14 protein-coding genes are annotated in these 13,822 nt (G+C 71.1%); 6 read left to right on the top strand and 8 right to left on the bottom strand.

The window, feature by feature from the left end:
* Positions 1-3: 3 nt before the first annotated feature.
* Complete coding sequence (locus MUY14_RS34985; protein ID WP_247015667.1) at positions 4-441, bottom strand: SRPBCC family protein; 438 nt, start codon at positions 439-441, stop codon at positions 4-6.
* Between the two features lie 68 nt (positions 442-509).
* On the opposite strand from MUY14_RS34985, the gene MUY14_RS34980 reads away from it, so the two are divergent.
* Complete coding sequence (locus MUY14_RS34980) at positions 510-2,477, top strand: FUSC family protein (protein WP_247015665.1); 1,968 nt, start codon at positions 510-512, stop codon at positions 2,475-2,477.
* A gap of 23 nt (positions 2,478-2,500) precedes the next feature.
* Positions 2,501-2,710 (top strand): antitoxin, encoded by a 210-nt coding sequence (locus tag MUY14_RS34975; RefSeq protein ID WP_160694218.1) that lies wholly within the window; start codon positions 2,501-2,503, stop codon positions 2,708-2,710.
* Here MUY14_RS34975 and MUY14_RS34970 read toward each other — a convergent pair whose 3' ends face one another.
* Genes MUY14_RS34970 through MUY14_RS34960 form a run of 3 tightly spaced genes read right to left on the bottom strand, consistent with a single transcriptional unit; the run spans position 2,711 to position 6,269 of the window.
* The gene (locus MUY14_RS34970; RefSeq protein ID WP_281506205.1) at positions 2,711-3,688 is read right to left on the bottom strand and encodes a prephenate dehydrogenase; all 978 of its coding nucleotides are present in this window, start codon (positions 3,686-3,688) and stop codon (positions 2,711-2,713) included.
* Between the two features lie 26 nt (positions 3,689-3,714).
* Positions 3,715-5,727 carry an NADPH-dependent 2,4-dienoyl-CoA reductase gene (locus MUY14_RS34965; RefSeq protein ID WP_247015663.1) on the bottom strand — a complete coding sequence of 671 codons (2,013 nt, stop codon included), beginning with the start codon at positions 5,725-5,727 and terminating at the stop codon, positions 3,715-3,717.
* Positions 5,727-6,269: a PadR family transcriptional regulator gene (locus tag MUY14_RS34960; protein WP_247015661.1), complete on the bottom strand. Its 543-nt coding sequence runs from the start codon at positions 6,267-6,269 to the stop codon at positions 5,727-5,729. The genes MUY14_RS34965 and MUY14_RS34960 overlap by 1 nt, the downstream gene beginning before the upstream one ends.
* Before the next feature lie 104 nt (positions 6,270-6,373).
* On the opposite strand from MUY14_RS34960, the gene MUY14_RS34955 reads away from it, so the two are divergent.
* Complete coding sequence (locus MUY14_RS34955; protein WP_247015659.1) at positions 6,374-7,312, top strand: patatin family protein; 939 nt, start codon at positions 6,374-6,376, stop codon at positions 7,310-7,312.
* On the opposite strand, the gene MUY14_RS34950 is transcribed toward MUY14_RS34955, so the two are convergent.
* Positions 7,309-8,151 carry an SAM-dependent methyltransferase gene (locus MUY14_RS34950; RefSeq protein WP_247015657.1) on the bottom strand — a complete coding sequence of 281 codons (843 nt, stop codon included), beginning with the start codon at positions 8,149-8,151 and terminating at the stop codon, positions 7,309-7,311. The genes MUY14_RS34955 and MUY14_RS34950 overlap by 4 nt on opposite strands.
* A complete protein-coding gene (locus MUY14_RS34945; protein ID WP_247015655.1) occupies positions 8,148-8,597 on the bottom strand; it encodes a MarR family winged helix-turn-helix transcriptional regulator in 450 nt (149 codons plus the stop codon). Before MUY14_RS34945 ends, MUY14_RS34950 begins: the two co-directional genes overlap by 4 nt.
* A 155-nt stretch (positions 8,598-8,752) precedes the next feature.
* On the opposite strand from MUY14_RS34945, the gene MUY14_RS34940 reads away from it, so the two are divergent.
* Positions 8,753-9,715 carry an alpha/beta hydrolase gene (locus MUY14_RS34940; RefSeq protein WP_247015653.1) on the top strand — a complete coding sequence of 321 codons (963 nt, stop codon included), beginning with the start codon at positions 8,753-8,755 and terminating at the stop codon, positions 9,713-9,715.
* Positions 9,716-9,863: 148 nt separating this feature from the next.
* Complete coding sequence (locus tag MUY14_RS34935; RefSeq protein ID WP_247015651.1) at positions 9,864-11,069, top strand: esterase family protein; 1,206 nt, start codon at positions 9,864-9,866, stop codon at positions 11,067-11,069.
* A 3-nt stretch (positions 11,070-11,072) separates the two neighbouring features.
* Here MUY14_RS34935 and MUY14_RS34930 read toward each other — a convergent pair whose 3' ends face one another.
* Positions 11,073-11,951 (bottom strand): hypothetical protein, encoded by an 879-nt coding sequence (locus tag MUY14_RS34930; protein ID WP_247015649.1) that lies wholly within the window; start codon positions 11,949-11,951, stop codon positions 11,073-11,075.
* Positions 11,952-12,141: 190 nt separating this feature from the next.
* Here MUY14_RS34930 and MUY14_RS34925 point away from each other — a divergent pair, with 190 nt between their 5' ends.
* Positions 12,142-12,795 (top strand): DUF4383 domain-containing protein, encoded by a 654-nt coding sequence (locus MUY14_RS34925; protein WP_247015647.1) that lies wholly within the window; start codon positions 12,142-12,144, stop codon positions 12,793-12,795.
* Between the two features lie 15 nt (positions 12,796-12,810).
* On the opposite strand, the gene MUY14_RS34920 is transcribed toward MUY14_RS34925, so the two are convergent.
* Positions 12,811-13,800, bottom strand: coding sequence for an SCO0930 family lipoprotein (locus MUY14_RS34920; RefSeq protein ID WP_247015645.1), 990 nt, complete (start codon positions 13,798-13,800; stop codon positions 12,811-12,813).
* Positions 13,801-13,822 lie beyond the last annotated feature (22 nt).

The following is a 13,822-nucleotide window of genomic DNA, read 5'->3' as shown; positions in this document are numbered from 1 at the left end:
AGGTCAGCGCCCGGTTTCGGCCGCCTTGACGAGCTTGCCCGAGAACAGCCGGATCACCGCGCGCAGTCCGGCGGCCAGCGCCGGGCCGCTGCCCTTGACCGGTTCGGTGAACGATCCCGTCCACCGCAGGTGCGTGCCACCGTCGGCGGTGGGGGTGAGGAGCACCTCGGCGCGGTAGTCCTTGATCGGGTTGGCGCCGAAGAACGTGTAGACGTGCTTGCGGCCGGGCTCGTATTCGACGGTCTCTTCGCGGATCAGCACCGGCCACAGCCCGACCTCGCGGACGGCGCCGACGCCGGGGCCGGGCCGCTTCCAGCGGGCCTGCACGATGAGTGGCTTTCCCCACTCCGCCCAGCGCGGGCCCTCGGCTTCGCGCGCGAACAGCGCCTCCGGCGGCGCGCTGCTCGTGCGGTTGACCTCGAAGGAGTACTTGCGGCCCACCGGAACCTCCCACGTTGTTGACAGGTTGATAATTAATCGTCTCGGGCAGCGTAGGTCAAGATGGGGGCGTGAGCACGCCGCGTCCCGACCTCGCCGCGCCGCACTGGCTGACCCAGCTCCTGCGCAGCAAGCCGGTCCCGGTGCCGTGGAACATGGTCGCCCGGGCGGTCGTCGCGCTCGCCGTCCCGCTCGCGGTGGGGTACGCGGCGGGCGACATCGCCGTCGGCGCGCTGATCTCGACCGGCGCGCTGCCGGCCGTGCTGTCCGAGTCGGCCGGGCCCTACCGCTACCGGGCTCGACGTCTGGGCGGGGCGACGCTCGCGGCGACCGCCGGCTACCTCGTCGGGCTGCTCACCGGCGGGGTCCCGGCGCTGTCCGTGCCCGCGGTGATCCTGGTCGCCGCGGTGTCCGCGCTGATCAGCGCGGCCGGCAGCAACGCCTCCGTCGCCGGGCTGCAGCTGTTCGTGTTCTGCGTGCTCGGCACCGGCCAGCACGCGACCGGTGTGCGCGTCGAAGTCCTCTTCGGCTTCTTCTGCATCGGCGCCGCCTGGAGCTTCCTGGTGGCGCTGGTCAGCTGGACCTTCCGGGCGACCAGCCCGGAACGCACCGCCGTCGCGCACGTCTACGTCGAGCTGGCCGCGATGCTGTCCGCGACCGACGAAGCCGTCTCGCGCGTGGCCCGGCACCGGCTGACCACGGCCATGAACACCGCCTACGACCAGCTGCTCACCGCGCGCTCGTGGCTGTCGGGCCGCGACGCCGCCTACCGCCAGCTGCTCAACCTGCTCTCGGCCACGACCCCCGCGGTCGAGGCGTCGGTGGCGCTGGTCCACGCCGGCCGCCGCCCGCCGACGGACGTCGTCGACCACTTCGTCGCGCTCTCGGCGTCGGTGCTGGCCAGCCAGCCGCTGCCGGAACCGCCGCCGGTGCCCGTGGACGAAAGTGATCCGCGGCTCGCCGCGCTGTACGCGGGCCTGGTCCGGATCGGCAAGGGCGACGACCGCAAGCGCCGCGAGCCGACGCCCTGGTACCGGCGCTTGCGGACGTGGGCGGGCTCGCTCGCCTCCGGCCCGCTGACCTGGATCGCCGCGCTGCGGCTGACCCTCTGCGTCGCGATCGCCGAGGTCGTCGGCCTGCTGGTGCCGTTCGAGCGGTCCTACTGGATCACGCTGACCGTCGGGATCGTGCTCAAGCCGGACTTCGGCTCGGTGTTCGGCCGCGCGGTGCTGCGCGGGATCGGCACGCTCGCGGGCGTCGGGATCGGGGCGCTGGTGCTCGCCGCCGGCGGCCGCGGCTGGGTGCTCGTCGCGCTGATCGCGATCTTCGCCGGCGGCGTCGCGGTCGGGAAGGTGCGCAACTACGGCATCCTCAGCGCGTTCGTGACGCCGTTGATCATCCTGCAGATGGACCTGGCCAACACCGGCAGCTGGAACGTCGTCGTGGCGCGGCTGATCGACACCGCGCTCGGCTGCGTGATCGTGCTGGTCTTCGGCTACCTGCTGTGGCCGGGCAGCCGCCGTCCCCAGGTCGGCGGGCGGCTGGCCGACGGGCTGGACGCCGTCGCGAAGTACGTCTCGTGCGCGCTCGTCGAGGCGTCTTCGGGGGAGGCCCGGCTGGCGCGGTCGCGGGCCCGGCGTGGCGCCTACCGCGCGCTGGCGGACCTGCGGACGGCGTTCCAGCAGGTCGTCGTGGAGCCGTCGGCGAACGGCCGCCAGGCGGTGGCGTGGTGGCCGGTGATCGCCGCGCAGGAACGCGTCGCGGACGCGGTCACCGAGGTCGGCGTGACGATCGGGCGCGGGGTACCGCCGCCGGACCCGGCCGACGTCGAGCTGCTCACGGCCGCGCTGGACGAGCTGGCGGCCGCGATCCGCGAGCAGCGCGAGCCGCGGTCGGTGCCGCTGCCGGACCGCGAGCAGCTCTCCGGCGTGGTCGACCAGCTCGAGTCGGCGTTCGACGCCGTCCGCGGCCCCGACCTGGTGGAACGCACCCCGCCGCGGCTCGTCCGGCGGTTCCTGCCCTACCACCGGCGCACGTGAGGTCCGTGCTGTTCAATTGCTCCATGGGAATCGACTTCGACGCGTTGAAGGGCAAGGCCGAAGAGGCCCTGCGCGAGCACAACGACAAGATCGAGGAGGGCCTGGACAAGGCGGCGGACTTCGCGAAGTCCAAGTTCGCCGGCCACGACTCGCAGATCGACGGCGGCGTCGAGAAGGCCAAGGACTTCCTCAACAAGTTCGACGACACCCCGGACAACCCGCCCGCGCGCTGACTACTGGACCTCGCCGGTGGCGATCCCGTCGGACAGCCCGGTGATCCGGCCGCCGCGCTCGCCGAGCGCGATCAGGCCCTGCCGGGCGTCCGGCGCCGCCAGGCTGATCCGGACGCCCGCGCGTTCGGCGTCCAGGTTGGCGGCGAGGGCCTGCGCGCCCTCGTAACCCGCGTTGATCGTGGCCGCCAGCCCACCGGTCGACGCGAGCGAGCCGCGCGCGGCACCGAGCCGGCCGAGGGCTTCGTCGACGATCGGCAGCAGCGCGTCCCGGTTGCCTTCGGTCATCGCGCGCACGAGGTGCGGGTTCGAGCCCGCGACCCGCGTCCCGTCCCGGTAGGACCCGGCGGCCAGCGACATCGCGAGCGGGCCGCCCTCGCCGCCGATCGTGGCGAGGATGGCCGCGAACAGGTGCGGCAGGTGCGAAATCCGGGCGACGGCCTCGTCGTGCGACTCCGCCGGCAGCGGGACGACGTGCGCGCCGATGTCGAGCACGAGCGCCGTCACTTCGGCCCAGGCGTCGAGGTCGGTGTCCTCTTCGACGGCGACGACCCAGGCCGCGCCCTGGAACAGCGTCGCGTCCCCGGCCAGCCAGCCCGAGTTCGACGTCCCCGCCATCGGGTGCCCGCCGACGTACCGCGTGTAGGGCACCCGGCGGCGGACCGCGTCCAGGACCGGCGCTTTCACGCTGGTCACGTCGGTGAGCAGGCAGTGCGACGCGTGCTGGTTGACCAGCCGCAGCAGGTCTTCGACGGCCGGGAGCGGCACCGCGAGCACGACCAGCGCGTCGTCGGCGGCGGCCCGGTGCAGCGCGGCTTCGACGTCGGTCGTGACGTCGTAACCCGCTCTGCTGGCCGCGTCGGCGTCCCCTTCGGAAACCGCGGCGCCGAACGCCGTGCGGCCGCTGGCGGCGGCCGCACGCAGCAGCGAACCGCCGATCAGCCCGAGCCCGATCACGCATACGTCTCGCACGCGCCCCATCCTGCCAGTGCCCGACGCTTATCGGGCTACAGCGCGGCGGCGAGCCTCGTTCCCTGGTCGATCGCGCGTTTCGCGTCGAGTTCCGCGGCGACGTCGGCCCCGCCGATCAGGTGCACCGGGAGCCCGGCCGCGCGCAGCTCGTCCGCGAGGTCCCGCACGGGCTCCTGACCGGCGCAGACGACGACCGTGTCGACCTCCAGCAGCCGCGGGGTGCCGTCGACGGTGATGTGCAGGCCCTCGTCGTCGACCCGCTCGTAGCTGACGCCGGGGAGCTGTTCGACCTTCTTCGCCTTGAGCGCGGCCCGGTGCACCCAGCCCGAGGTCTTGCCGAGCCCGGAACCGATCCCGGACTTCTTGCGCTGCAGCAGGTAGACCTGCCGCGGCGACGGCTCGGGCTTCCGTTCGGTGAGCCCGCCCGGCGCGGTCTCCGGATCGGTGACACCCCACTCGGCCATCCACGCGTCGAGGTCGAGCGCGGGCGAGTCCGTGTGCGTGAGGAATTCGCTGACGTCGACGCCGATGCCGCCGGCCCCGATCACCGCGACCCGCGCGCCGACCGGCTTGCCGTGCTTCACGACGTCGACGTAGGACAGCACCTTCGGGTGGTCGATCCCGGGCACCGACGGCACACGCGGGGCGACGCCGGTGGCCAGCACGACCTCGTCGAAGCCGGCGAGGTCGGCGGCTTTCGCGCGCGTCCCGAGGTGCAGCTTCACGCCGGTGACTTCGAGGCGCCGCTGGTAGTAGCGGATGGTCTCGGCGAACTCCTCCTTGCCGGGGATCTTCCGCGCGATGCCGAACTGGCCGCCGATCTCGTCGTCGGCTTCGAACAGCTCGACGCGGTGCCCGCGGTCGGCCAGCGCGGTCGCGGCCGAGAGTCCGGCGGGCCCGGCGCCGACGACGGCGACGTGCTTCTGCCGCCGCGTCGGCGACAAGGTCAGCGTGGTTTCGTGGCCGGCCCGCGGGTTGACCATGCAGGACACGAGCTTGCGCTTGAAGGCGTGGTCGAGGCAGGCCTGGTTGCAGGCGATGCAGGTGTTGATCTCGTCCTCGCGGCCGGTCTCGGCCTTGCGGATCCACTCCGGGTCGGCGAGGAACGGCCGCGCCATCGACACGAGATCGGCGTCGCCGCTGCTCAGCGCCTCCTCGGCGACCTGCGGCATGTTGATCCGGTTCGACGTCACGACCGGGATGCCCACGTACGGCTTGAGCTTCCCGGTCACCCAGGTGAACGCGGCGCGCGGCACCGACGTGACGATCGTCGGCACCCGGGCCTCGTGCCAGCCGATGCCGGTGTTGATGATCGTCGCCCCGGCGGCCTCGACCTCCTTCGCGAGCGCGACGACGTCTTCCCAGCGCTGGCCGCCCGCGACGAGGTCGAGCATCGAGAGCCGGTAGACGATGATGAAGTCGGCGCCGGCCTTTTCCCTGGTGCGCTTGACGATCTCGACGGCGAACCGGCGCCGCTTCTCCGGCGTGCCGCCCCAGGCGTCGGTGCGCTTGTTGGTGCGCTCGGCCAGGAACTGGTTGATCAGGTAGCCCTCGGAGCCCATGATCTCGACGCCGTCGTAACCCGCTTCGCGCGCGAGAGCGGCGCATTCGGCGAAGGCGTCGATCTGCTTGCGGACGCCGCGGCCGGTCAGCGCGCGCGGCCGGAACGGGTTGATCGGCGCCTTGATGCTCGACGCGGACACGCTCAGCGGGTGGTAGGCGTACCGGCCCGCGTGCAGGACCTGCAGCGCGATCTTGCCGCCGGCTTCGTGCACGGGAGCCGTGAGCTGCCGGTGCTGCTTCGCTTCGGCGGACGTCGTCAGCTTGGACGCGAGCGGCAGCAGCCAGCCGGTCTTGTTCGGCGCGAACCCGCCGGTGACGATCAGCCCGACGCCGCCGCGGGCGCGTTCGGCGTAGTACTCGGCCAGCTCGGGGAAGTGCGACGCCTTGTCTTCGAGGCCGGTGTGCATCGACCCCATCAGGACGCGGTTGCGCAGCGTCGTGAAGCCGAGGTCGAGCGGCGACAGCAAGTTCGGGTACGGGGTCATCAGGCGTCCTTGGGGTGGTGGAGGGCGGCGAGGACTTCGTCGAACCACTCGACCTGGCCCTCTTCGACGCGGATGCCGCCGCGCAGGACCAGGTACTGGTGCAGGTGCTGGCCCTGGAGGCCCGCGGGCGAGGGGAAGTCGCGCTTTTCGATCTGGCGGTAGACGTCGAGGCGTTCGGCGTGGCTCGCGCGGTGCCGCACGATCTCTTCGGCCACCTTCGCCGGATCGCCGAAGGTGGCGCCGCGGATCTTCACGGCGAGTTCCACGGGCCCGGCCGCCGGGTCGGGCTCGGCCAGCCAGCGGACGAGTTCGGCGCGCCCGCCGTCGCCGACCGTGTAGACCTTCTTGTCCGGCCGTCCCGACTGCGCGACGACGTCGACGGCCACCCAGCCGGCCTCTTCCATCCGCTTCAGCACGCGGTAGATCTGCTGGTGGGTGGCGCTCCAGAAGAGCCCGATCGACTTCTCGAAGCGGCGCGTGAGCTCGTAGCCCGAGCCGGCGCGCTCGGACAGCGAGACGAGGATCGCGTGCTCCAGTGCCATGGCCCGAGGGTCCTATGCAACGAGTTGCAGTGCAACGAGGCGCGCATCACTTCACCCCCCTGAGTGAGGCAAATCGGGTCGACTCCGCGCGCGAAACGACCAGGATGGAGAGAGTGCACCCGGTACTCGAACTGATCTCCGAACGGCTGGCGACGGGCAGCGTCCCGGGCGAACGCACCGACGGCAGGCGCCTCGCGCTCGCCGTCGAAGGCGGCAGCAGCCGCGGGACGTACTCCAGCGGCATGGCTCTGGCGCTCGACGAACTCGGCGCCGTCCCGGTGTTCGACGCCGTCTACGGCTCGTCGGCCGGCGCGCTGAACGGCGCCTGGCTGCTCAGCGGCTGCTCGTCGACGGGCGTGCGGACCTGGTGGAACCCGGTCGTCATGCGCCGGATCATCAACCCGCTGCACACCCTGCGCGGCCGCGCGGTGATCGACCTCGAATACCTCGTCCACCAGGTCTATTCGGTGCTGGAGCCGATGGACTTCCCGGCGATCCTGGCCAACCCGGTGACGTTCCACCCGCTCGCCACCGACGCCGACACGGGGGAGTCGACCGACCTGCACCCCTTCCTCGACGACGTCGACGCGATCAAGGTCTCGCTCGCGGCGTCGTCGTGCATGCCGGTGCTGGCCGGGCCGCCGATCCCGATGGCCGGCCGCCGGTTCGTCGACGCGGGTGTCGCCGAGCCGATCCCGTACCGGACGGCGCTGGCCCAGGACGCGACCGACGTCCTCGTGCTGCGCACCCGCCGTGCCGACGAACTGCCGCTGCCGCCGCCCCGCGCGTACGACGTCGTGGTGCCGCGGTTCCTGCGCCGCCAGGCCCCGGGCGCGATCCCGGCGTGGCGCGACACCTACCGCCGGGACGTCGAGGACGAAGAAGTCCTGGCGTCCGATCCGCGCATCCTGAGCATCCGGCCGCCGGTGGGGGCCCCGGACGTGGCCACGCTGGAGCGGGACCCCGAGGTGCTGCGCAAGGCCGTCGAGCTGGGCAAGAGCGCGGTCCTCGACGTGCTGGAAAGCTTGCGCGAAGCTTCCTAAGGCTTGCGGGCGACGCCGCCGATCACGCGGGATTCCGACGGCGAGGCGGCGAACACGGTCCGCTCGTCGGGGTGCCACGCCGGCGCGTAGACGAGCCCCGGTTCGAGCATCGGCCAGCCGCCGAAGAAGCGTTCGAACTCGGCCATCGGCCGCAGGAAACCGGGGTTCGTCGTGGTCTCGTAGTACTCGAGCAGGTCGATCAGCGCCTGCCGCTCGTCGTCGTTGACCGGGTTCTCGTTGGTCATCTGCGACAGCACCAGCAGCGAACCGGACGGCAGCCGGTCGCGGTAGAAGTCCAGCAGGTAGTCCGGGTTCTGCTCGTCCTTGACGAAGTGCATGACGGCGTTGATCACCAGCGCCATCGGCTCCCGCACGTCGATGACGTCGGACGCGGTCACCCGGTCCCAGAGGTCTTCCGGCTGCAGGAAGTCCGCGGCGATGGCGTGGTGGCGCTCGGGGTCGGCGGTGTCGGCGAGCAGCAGCGTCGAGTGCGCGAGCGCGATCGGCTCGTTGTCGATGTAGAGCACGCGCGTGTCGAGTTCTTCGCGCTCATCGTCGGCGACCTCGTGCACGTTGCCCGCGGTCGGCAGGCCGGAGCCGATGTCGACGAACTGCCGGATGCCCTCGTGGACGCACTGGCGGACCGCGCGGCCGAGGAACTGCCGGCTCGTCAGGCAGTAGTCGCCCATGAGCGGCAGCCGGGCGCGGACCTTCTCGGCGAAGTCGCGGTCGATCGCGTAGTGCGTGTCGCCGCCGATGAAGTAGTCGTAGATCCGGGCCGCCGAGGGGCGGTCCAGGCTGCTTTCGACGGCCTTCAGCGCGTCATCGTGGTTGATCATGCCGGTGCCCGAGCCTCCCGATAGGCGTTCACCGACTCTGTCAGGCGGTCGAGCTCGGCGCGCAGCCGGGCCACCCCGGCGTCGTCCAGGCTCATCGCCGTGCCGATCACGTCGGGGATGCCCTGCGCCTTCTCGCGCAGCGCCTTCCCGGTTTCGCTCAGGCTGACGCGGACCGACCGCTCGTCGTCGGCCTGCCGGTTCCGGCTCACCAGCCCCGCGGTCTGCAGCCGCTTGAGCAGCGGCGAGAGCGTGCCCGAGTCGAGGTTGAGCTCGGCACCGAGCTCCTTCACCAGGCGGTGGTCGGTCTCCCAGAGCGCCAGCATGACCAGGTACTGGGGGTAGGTCAGGTCGAGGTCTTCCAGGACGACCCGGTACAGCGACGTCACCGCGCGCGACGCCGAATACAGCCCGAAGCAGAGCTGATCGTCCAGCCGCAGCGATGCCATGGCGTCCTCCTTCCTCGTACCACTCCATGCTCCCCGACATCGCGGTGGGCGGCAACTTAAGTGCCCTGCATCTCATTGGACGTCATTAAGTTGTGCACAACTCAGTTGAGAGCTACCTTGATGACATCAGCTTGCTTCACCCCGAGGAGGACGACATGACCGCCAACCCGCACAACCTGGCGCTCGAACCGGCCGCGCAGGCGTTCGCCGAGGCCACCGACCAGCCGCCGTACCTGTTCCAGCTGCCCCCGGCGGAGGGGCGCAAGGCCGTCGACGGCGTCCAGGACGGCGACATCGCCATGGCACCCGCGTCGATCGAGGTCCTGCAGGTGCCGGGTGGCCCGACCGGCGAGGTCGAGACCCGGATCGTCCGCCCGGCGGGGGTCGAGGGACCGCTGCCGGTGATCGTCTACATCCACGGCGCCGGCTGGGTGTTCGGCGACTTCCACACCCACGAGCGCCTGGTGCGCGAGCTCGCGGCCGGCGTCGGTGCCGCCGTCGTCTTCCCCGAGTACGACCGCTCGCCGGAGGCGCGCTACCCGGTCGCCATCGAACAGAGCTACGCCGTGGCGAAGTGGGTCGCCGAGCACGGTGCTTCGCAGGGGCTGGACACCTCGCGCATCGCGATCGCGGGCGACTCCGTCGGCGGCAACATGACGGCGGCGCTGACGATCCTGGCCAAGCAGCGCGGCGACGTGACCTTCAAGCAGCAGGTGCTCTTCTACCCGGTCACCGACGCGAACTTCGACACCGGGTCGTACCTGGAGTTCGCCGAGGGCTACTTCCTCGGCCGCGAAGGCATGAAGTGGTTCTGGGACCAGTACACGACCGACCCCGCCCAGCGCGCGGAGATCACCGCGTCCCCGCTGCGCGCGTCGCTCGAGGAGCTCGCCGGCCTGCCCCCGGCTCTCGTGATCACCGGCGAGGCCGACGTCCTGCGCGACGAAGGCGAGGCGTACGCCGCGAAGCTGCGTCAGGCCGGCGTGCCCGTCACGGCCGTCCGGTACCAGGGGATCATCCACGACTTCGTGATGGTCAACGCGCTGCGCGAGACCCACGCCGCCGAGGCGGCGATCACCCAGGCCGTCACCGTCCTGACCCGGGCTTTGGGGAAATAACTGAGAAAACGCTGAGTTCGGCGTGCGTTGCGGCCCTGTGGCGGAAGCCACAGAGCCGCAACTTGTCCGGGGGCTGAAACGTGATATATACGCGAGTCCCGGGGGGTTCCGGGTGCGCGTTCACTGCCCGCCCCGGAAGGACCGACCCATGAGCTTCAGCAGCATCCGGCTGGATTCGCCGGTCAACATGATCGTGGTGGTCGTGCTGACGCTGCTCGCGATCATCGCGGTCCCGTGGTTCTGGGACCGCTGGAAGCGCAAGCGCCTGTGGCGCAGCGCCACGATCCTGCTCGCCGTCGTCCTGCTGGTCGTGACCACCGGCATGGCGGGCAACATGATCGGCGGCTTCTTCCCGACGGTCGGCTCCCTGATCGGCACCGGCGTGTACTCCGGCCAGGGCACCGACGCCGAAGCGGCGCAGAACGGCGAGGACCTCGAGAAGCTGCGCGACACGGGGGTGGCGCACGCGCGCGAGGGCAAGGGCACGGTCGTCCACATGAAGGTGACCGGCCGCCGCACCAAGCTGACCCGCGACGTCACGGTGTACCTGCCCCCGCAGTACTTCGACGCGGCCTACAAGGAACTCCGCTTCCCGGCGATCGAGTGGATCCCGAACTACCCGTCCGGCCCCGAGGTCTTCGCCGTCTACGGCATGCCCCAGCAACTCGACGCGGCGATCGCGCGCAAGGCCCTGCCGCCGACCGTGGTGATCGTCCCCGACCCGACGGGCGTCCCGAAGGTCGGCCACGACACCGAATGCGTCGACGAGGTCAACGGAACGGCCAACGACACGTACCTGACGGCCGACCTGCGCGACTGGGCCCTGCAGAAGCTGGGCGTCTCCCCGAACCGCCAGGGCTGGACGATCGCGGGCTGGTCGTCGGGCGGCTACTGCGCGATGAACCTGGTGACCCGCCACCCGCAGTGGTACGGCCAGGCGGTCAGCGTCAGCGGCTACGACAAGGCCCAGATCGACGCCGAGACCGAAGACCTGTTCCACGGCCGCCAGGACATCAACGACGCCAACAACGTCCGGGTCAACGTCCGCCTCCACCCGTCCCCGGTCCAGATCCTGGCGATCTCGGGCGACAAGGAGAACTACGAGAGCTACGCGATCGACCAGATCCGCGCCGCGGCCCGGCCCCCGCTGCAGTTCACGTCGTGGCGCGTCCGGGACGCGGGCCACAACATGAACACCTTCAAGTCCCAGATCCCGGACGTCCTGGCTTGGATCGGTGCCCACACGACGAGTCCGGCCCCGGCGGGTCGTCAGGCGGACACGACGGGCGGAGTCCTCCCGTGGCCGCTGCCGAAGTCCGGAGCGCACGGGGCGCTCGCGGACACGGACCAGTAGGACTCAGCCAAGCAGCGCGGAGACGATCGCCGTCACCCGCTTCGACCCGGTCGCGTAGTCGACCGAAGCGGGGTGCTCGCTCAGCACCACCACGATGTACCGGTCCCCGTCGCCGACCACGCCCGAGGTGTGCAGCATCCGCGTCGGCCGGCAGCACGACCAGCCCTGCTTGACCGCCCACGGCCGTCCCGCGGCGGCGTCCGGGATCCCGAAGTACTGCCGGAACCCGTCGGCCCCCCGCTCGGTCGCGGCCCGCAGCGCGGCCATGATCGCGCCCGGCGCGTGCTCCAGCACGTACTGGTAGATCCGCACGACGTCCCGCGCGGTGATCCGCGTGTCGCCCCAGCGCCCGGGATCCTCGGGCGCCCGCGTCCCGGTGAGACCGAGCTTCCCGGCCCAGCGCGTGACGATCGCCGGCCCGCCGTACGCCGCCCAGAACTGGCTCGCGAGGTCGTCGTCGCTGCGGGACAGCATCCGCTGCACCGACGCCGTCGGACCACCCCGCTCCAGCACGGTGAGCGCGATCAGCAGCTTCACCAGCGACGCCGACGTGTACCCGCGGTCCGCCCGCACGGAGACGGTCGCCGCCGCGCGCTCCCGGTCGAACACGACGGCGCTGACGGTCCCGCTCGCCATCAGCCGGTCCACCTCGGCGGCGTCCACCTTCGGCGCGCTCTTCGGCGTCGGGGTGGCGCTCTTGCTCGCACTCGGCGTGGGTGTCGGCGTCGGCGTGCTCGGTGGTGAATCCGACATCGTTGTCAGCGGTTCCGCGACCGCGACCGCTTCGGCGGCCGGGGGGCCGCTGTGACTCGCGGTGAGCACCACCGCGCCGATCGCCCCCAGGCACAGCCCCACCAGGAAGATCCCGCTCAGCTTGCGCATGCCCTGGATTGCCGGGAACACCGCGCGCTGTTCGCTGAAACGGGTGGTTTTGTGGGATAGCTCTCGCGAGGCACCGAAACCGCGAACGCGCAGGTGGCCCGCGGGCAAGCACAGTCGTTTCGCTCACCGTGTTCGCGGGGTACCTGAGGGCGGTGACGGTCGTCACCACCCGCTGGGAAGGACTGGAGTCATGACTCACGCGAAAGGCGCACGCATCCGGGTTCGCGGCCTGCAGCCGGCGCAGGTGCTGGCCGGACTGGCCGGGATCGCGTTCCTCGTCGTCGGCATCATCGGATTGACCAGGACGGGCTTCGGCAACTTCGCCGGCCACCACGACGCGGGGTTCTGGCGGTTTTCCGCCAACCCGCTCATGAGCCTGGTCCGCATCGGGACCGGCGTGGTCGGTCTGCTGCTGGCGTTCGGTTCGGGCCGCGCCCGCACGTTCGGCTGGCTGCTGTTCATCGGTTACGGCCTGCTGTTCGTCTGGGGCCTGATGATCGACGGTCTCATCTCGAACAACCCCTTCGCCACCGCCGGCAACCCGATGGACATGGGTCCCGCCGACACGTGGCTGCACCTCGGCGTCGCGGCGCTCGGCCTGCTGATCGCCGTCCTCCCGGCCCGCCGCGCCATCCTCCTGCCCGAGGACGAGACGGTCGAAGAGCCGGCGATCACCGAGCAGCACACCGAAGTCATCGACCGCGACCGCATCGACCGCGACCGCACGGACCGCAACGACGACGTCGCCGCCCAGCCGCGTCGCCGCTCGTTCCTGCGCCGCCACCACGACGAGCGAGGCCCGGAGGTCGCTCGCGAAGAGCGTCCGCCGGGCCTCGCCCACTAGCAGTTTCGAGGTGGCTCAGTAGGTGGTGCCACCGGCGCCGGAGTTGCTGCTCCCAGCGCCACTGTCAGCCGGAGCCTGGTTGGCGGTGGAGCTGGGGGTGGTGCCGACCTTGCAGCCGTTGGGCTCGATGACGAACCAGGTGCCGTTGACGCCCATGCCGTTCGCGTCGCCCGGCTTCAGGTCCTTCGAGAAGGTGTAGACGGGCCAGCCGCCGATGGTGACCTGCTCGGTGCCGTCCGCGCGCTTGATGCTGCCGAGCAGCTTCGAGTCGATGCCCTGCAGTTCGACCTTGCCGTTGTTCGAGAGGACCGCGGGCCACGTCTTGGCGCAGTCGCCGTTGCAGGCGGACGTCTTGGCCTTCTTGGTGTCCTTCGTGAACAGGTAGAGCGTCATCCCGTTCTGGTCGACGATCGCGTCCCCGAGCCCGTCGATCTTGCTCGCGCTGAGCTTGACGACGCCGGCTTCGGCCGCGGCCTGCCCGGCCTTCCCGCCCTTGGCGTTCGAGGCGTACCAGGCGCCACCGACACCCTGCCCGGTCGCGTCACCGGCCTTGGTGTCCTTGGCGTAGCGGTAGAGCGCCCACCCGCCGACGGTGATCTGCTCGGTCCCGTCGGACCGCGTCACCTTCCCGACGAGGTTCTTGTCGACCCCCTGCACCTGAACGTCCCCGGTCGCCAGCAGCGGCGGCCAAGCCTTGGCGCAGTCACCGTCGCAATTGGACTTCGGCGGCTTCGCCGTGTCCTTGTCGAACCGGTAGAGCGTCATGCCGTTCTGGTCGGTGAGCACCTGTCCGACGCTCGCGACGTCCGCGACGACGAGTTTCGATTCGTTCGACGCCGGAGCTGCGTTGCCCACCTGGCCGTTGGCGATCTGGCCGCCACCGGTGCCGCCCGCCGCCGCGGGGGCGATGACCGGCTGAGCAGTTTCGGCACCCGAGCAAGCGGTGAGCACTGCCAGCCCGGCTGCCGCAGCGGCGACGGAGACGGCGATGCGCGTGCGAAGCATGGAAGTTCTCCTTGTGTCCGTG

The organism is Amycolatopsis sp. FBCC-B4732 (assembly GCF_023008405.1).
Taxonomy (GTDB): domain Bacteria; phylum Actinomycetota; class Actinomycetes; order Mycobacteriales; family Pseudonocardiaceae; genus Amycolatopsis; species Amycolatopsis pretoriensis_A.
Note: the sequence above shows the minus strand (reverse complement) of the source record. Positions and strands in the feature narration are given on the sequence as shown.

Excerpts from the sequence above, each read along its gene's own strand:
- MUY14_RS34975 (WP_160694218.1), top strand. The coding sequence starts at position 2,501 with ATGGGAATCGACTTCGACGCGTTGAAGGGCAAGGCCGAAGAGGCCCTG.
- MUY14_RS34970 (WP_281506205.1), bottom strand. The coding sequence starts at position 3,688 with ATGGGGCGCGTGCGAGACGTATGCGTGATCGGGCTCGGGCTGATCGGC.
- MUY14_RS34965 (WP_247015663.1), bottom strand. The coding sequence starts at position 5,727 with ATGACCCCGTACCCGAACTTGCTGTCGCCGCTCGACCTCGGCTTCACG.
- MUY14_RS34960 (WP_247015661.1), bottom strand. The coding sequence starts at position 6,269 with ATGGCACTGGAGCACGCGATCCTCGTCTCGCTGTCCGAGCGCGCCGGC.
- MUY14_RS34955 (WP_247015659.1), top strand. The coding sequence starts at position 6,374 with ATGGAGAGAGTGCACCCGGTACTCGAACTGATCTCCGAACGGCTGGCG.
- MUY14_RS34950 (WP_247015657.1), bottom strand. The coding sequence starts at position 8,151 with ATGATCAACCACGATGACGCGCTGAAGGCCGTCGAAAGCAGCCTGGAC.
- MUY14_RS34945 (WP_247015655.1), bottom strand. The coding sequence starts at position 8,597 with ATGGCATCGCTGCGGCTGGACGATCAGCTCTGCTTCGGGCTGTATTCG.
- MUY14_RS34940 (WP_247015653.1), top strand. The coding sequence starts at position 8,753 with ATGACCGCCAACCCGCACAACCTGGCGCTCGAACCGGCCGCGCAGGCG.
- MUY14_RS34935 (WP_247015651.1), top strand. The coding sequence starts at position 9,864 with ATGAGCTTCAGCAGCATCCGGCTGGATTCGCCGGTCAACATGATCGTG.
- MUY14_RS34930 (WP_247015649.1), bottom strand. The coding sequence starts at position 11,951 with ATGCGCAAGCTGAGCGGGATCTTCCTGGTGGGGCTGTGCCTGGGGGCG.
- MUY14_RS34925 (WP_247015647.1), top strand. The coding sequence starts at position 12,142 with ATGACTCACGCGAAAGGCGCACGCATCCGGGTTCGCGGCCTGCAGCCG.
- MUY14_RS34920 (WP_247015645.1), bottom strand. The coding sequence starts at position 13,800 with ATGCTTCGCACGCGCATCGCCGTCTCCGTCGCCGCTGCGGCAGCCGGG.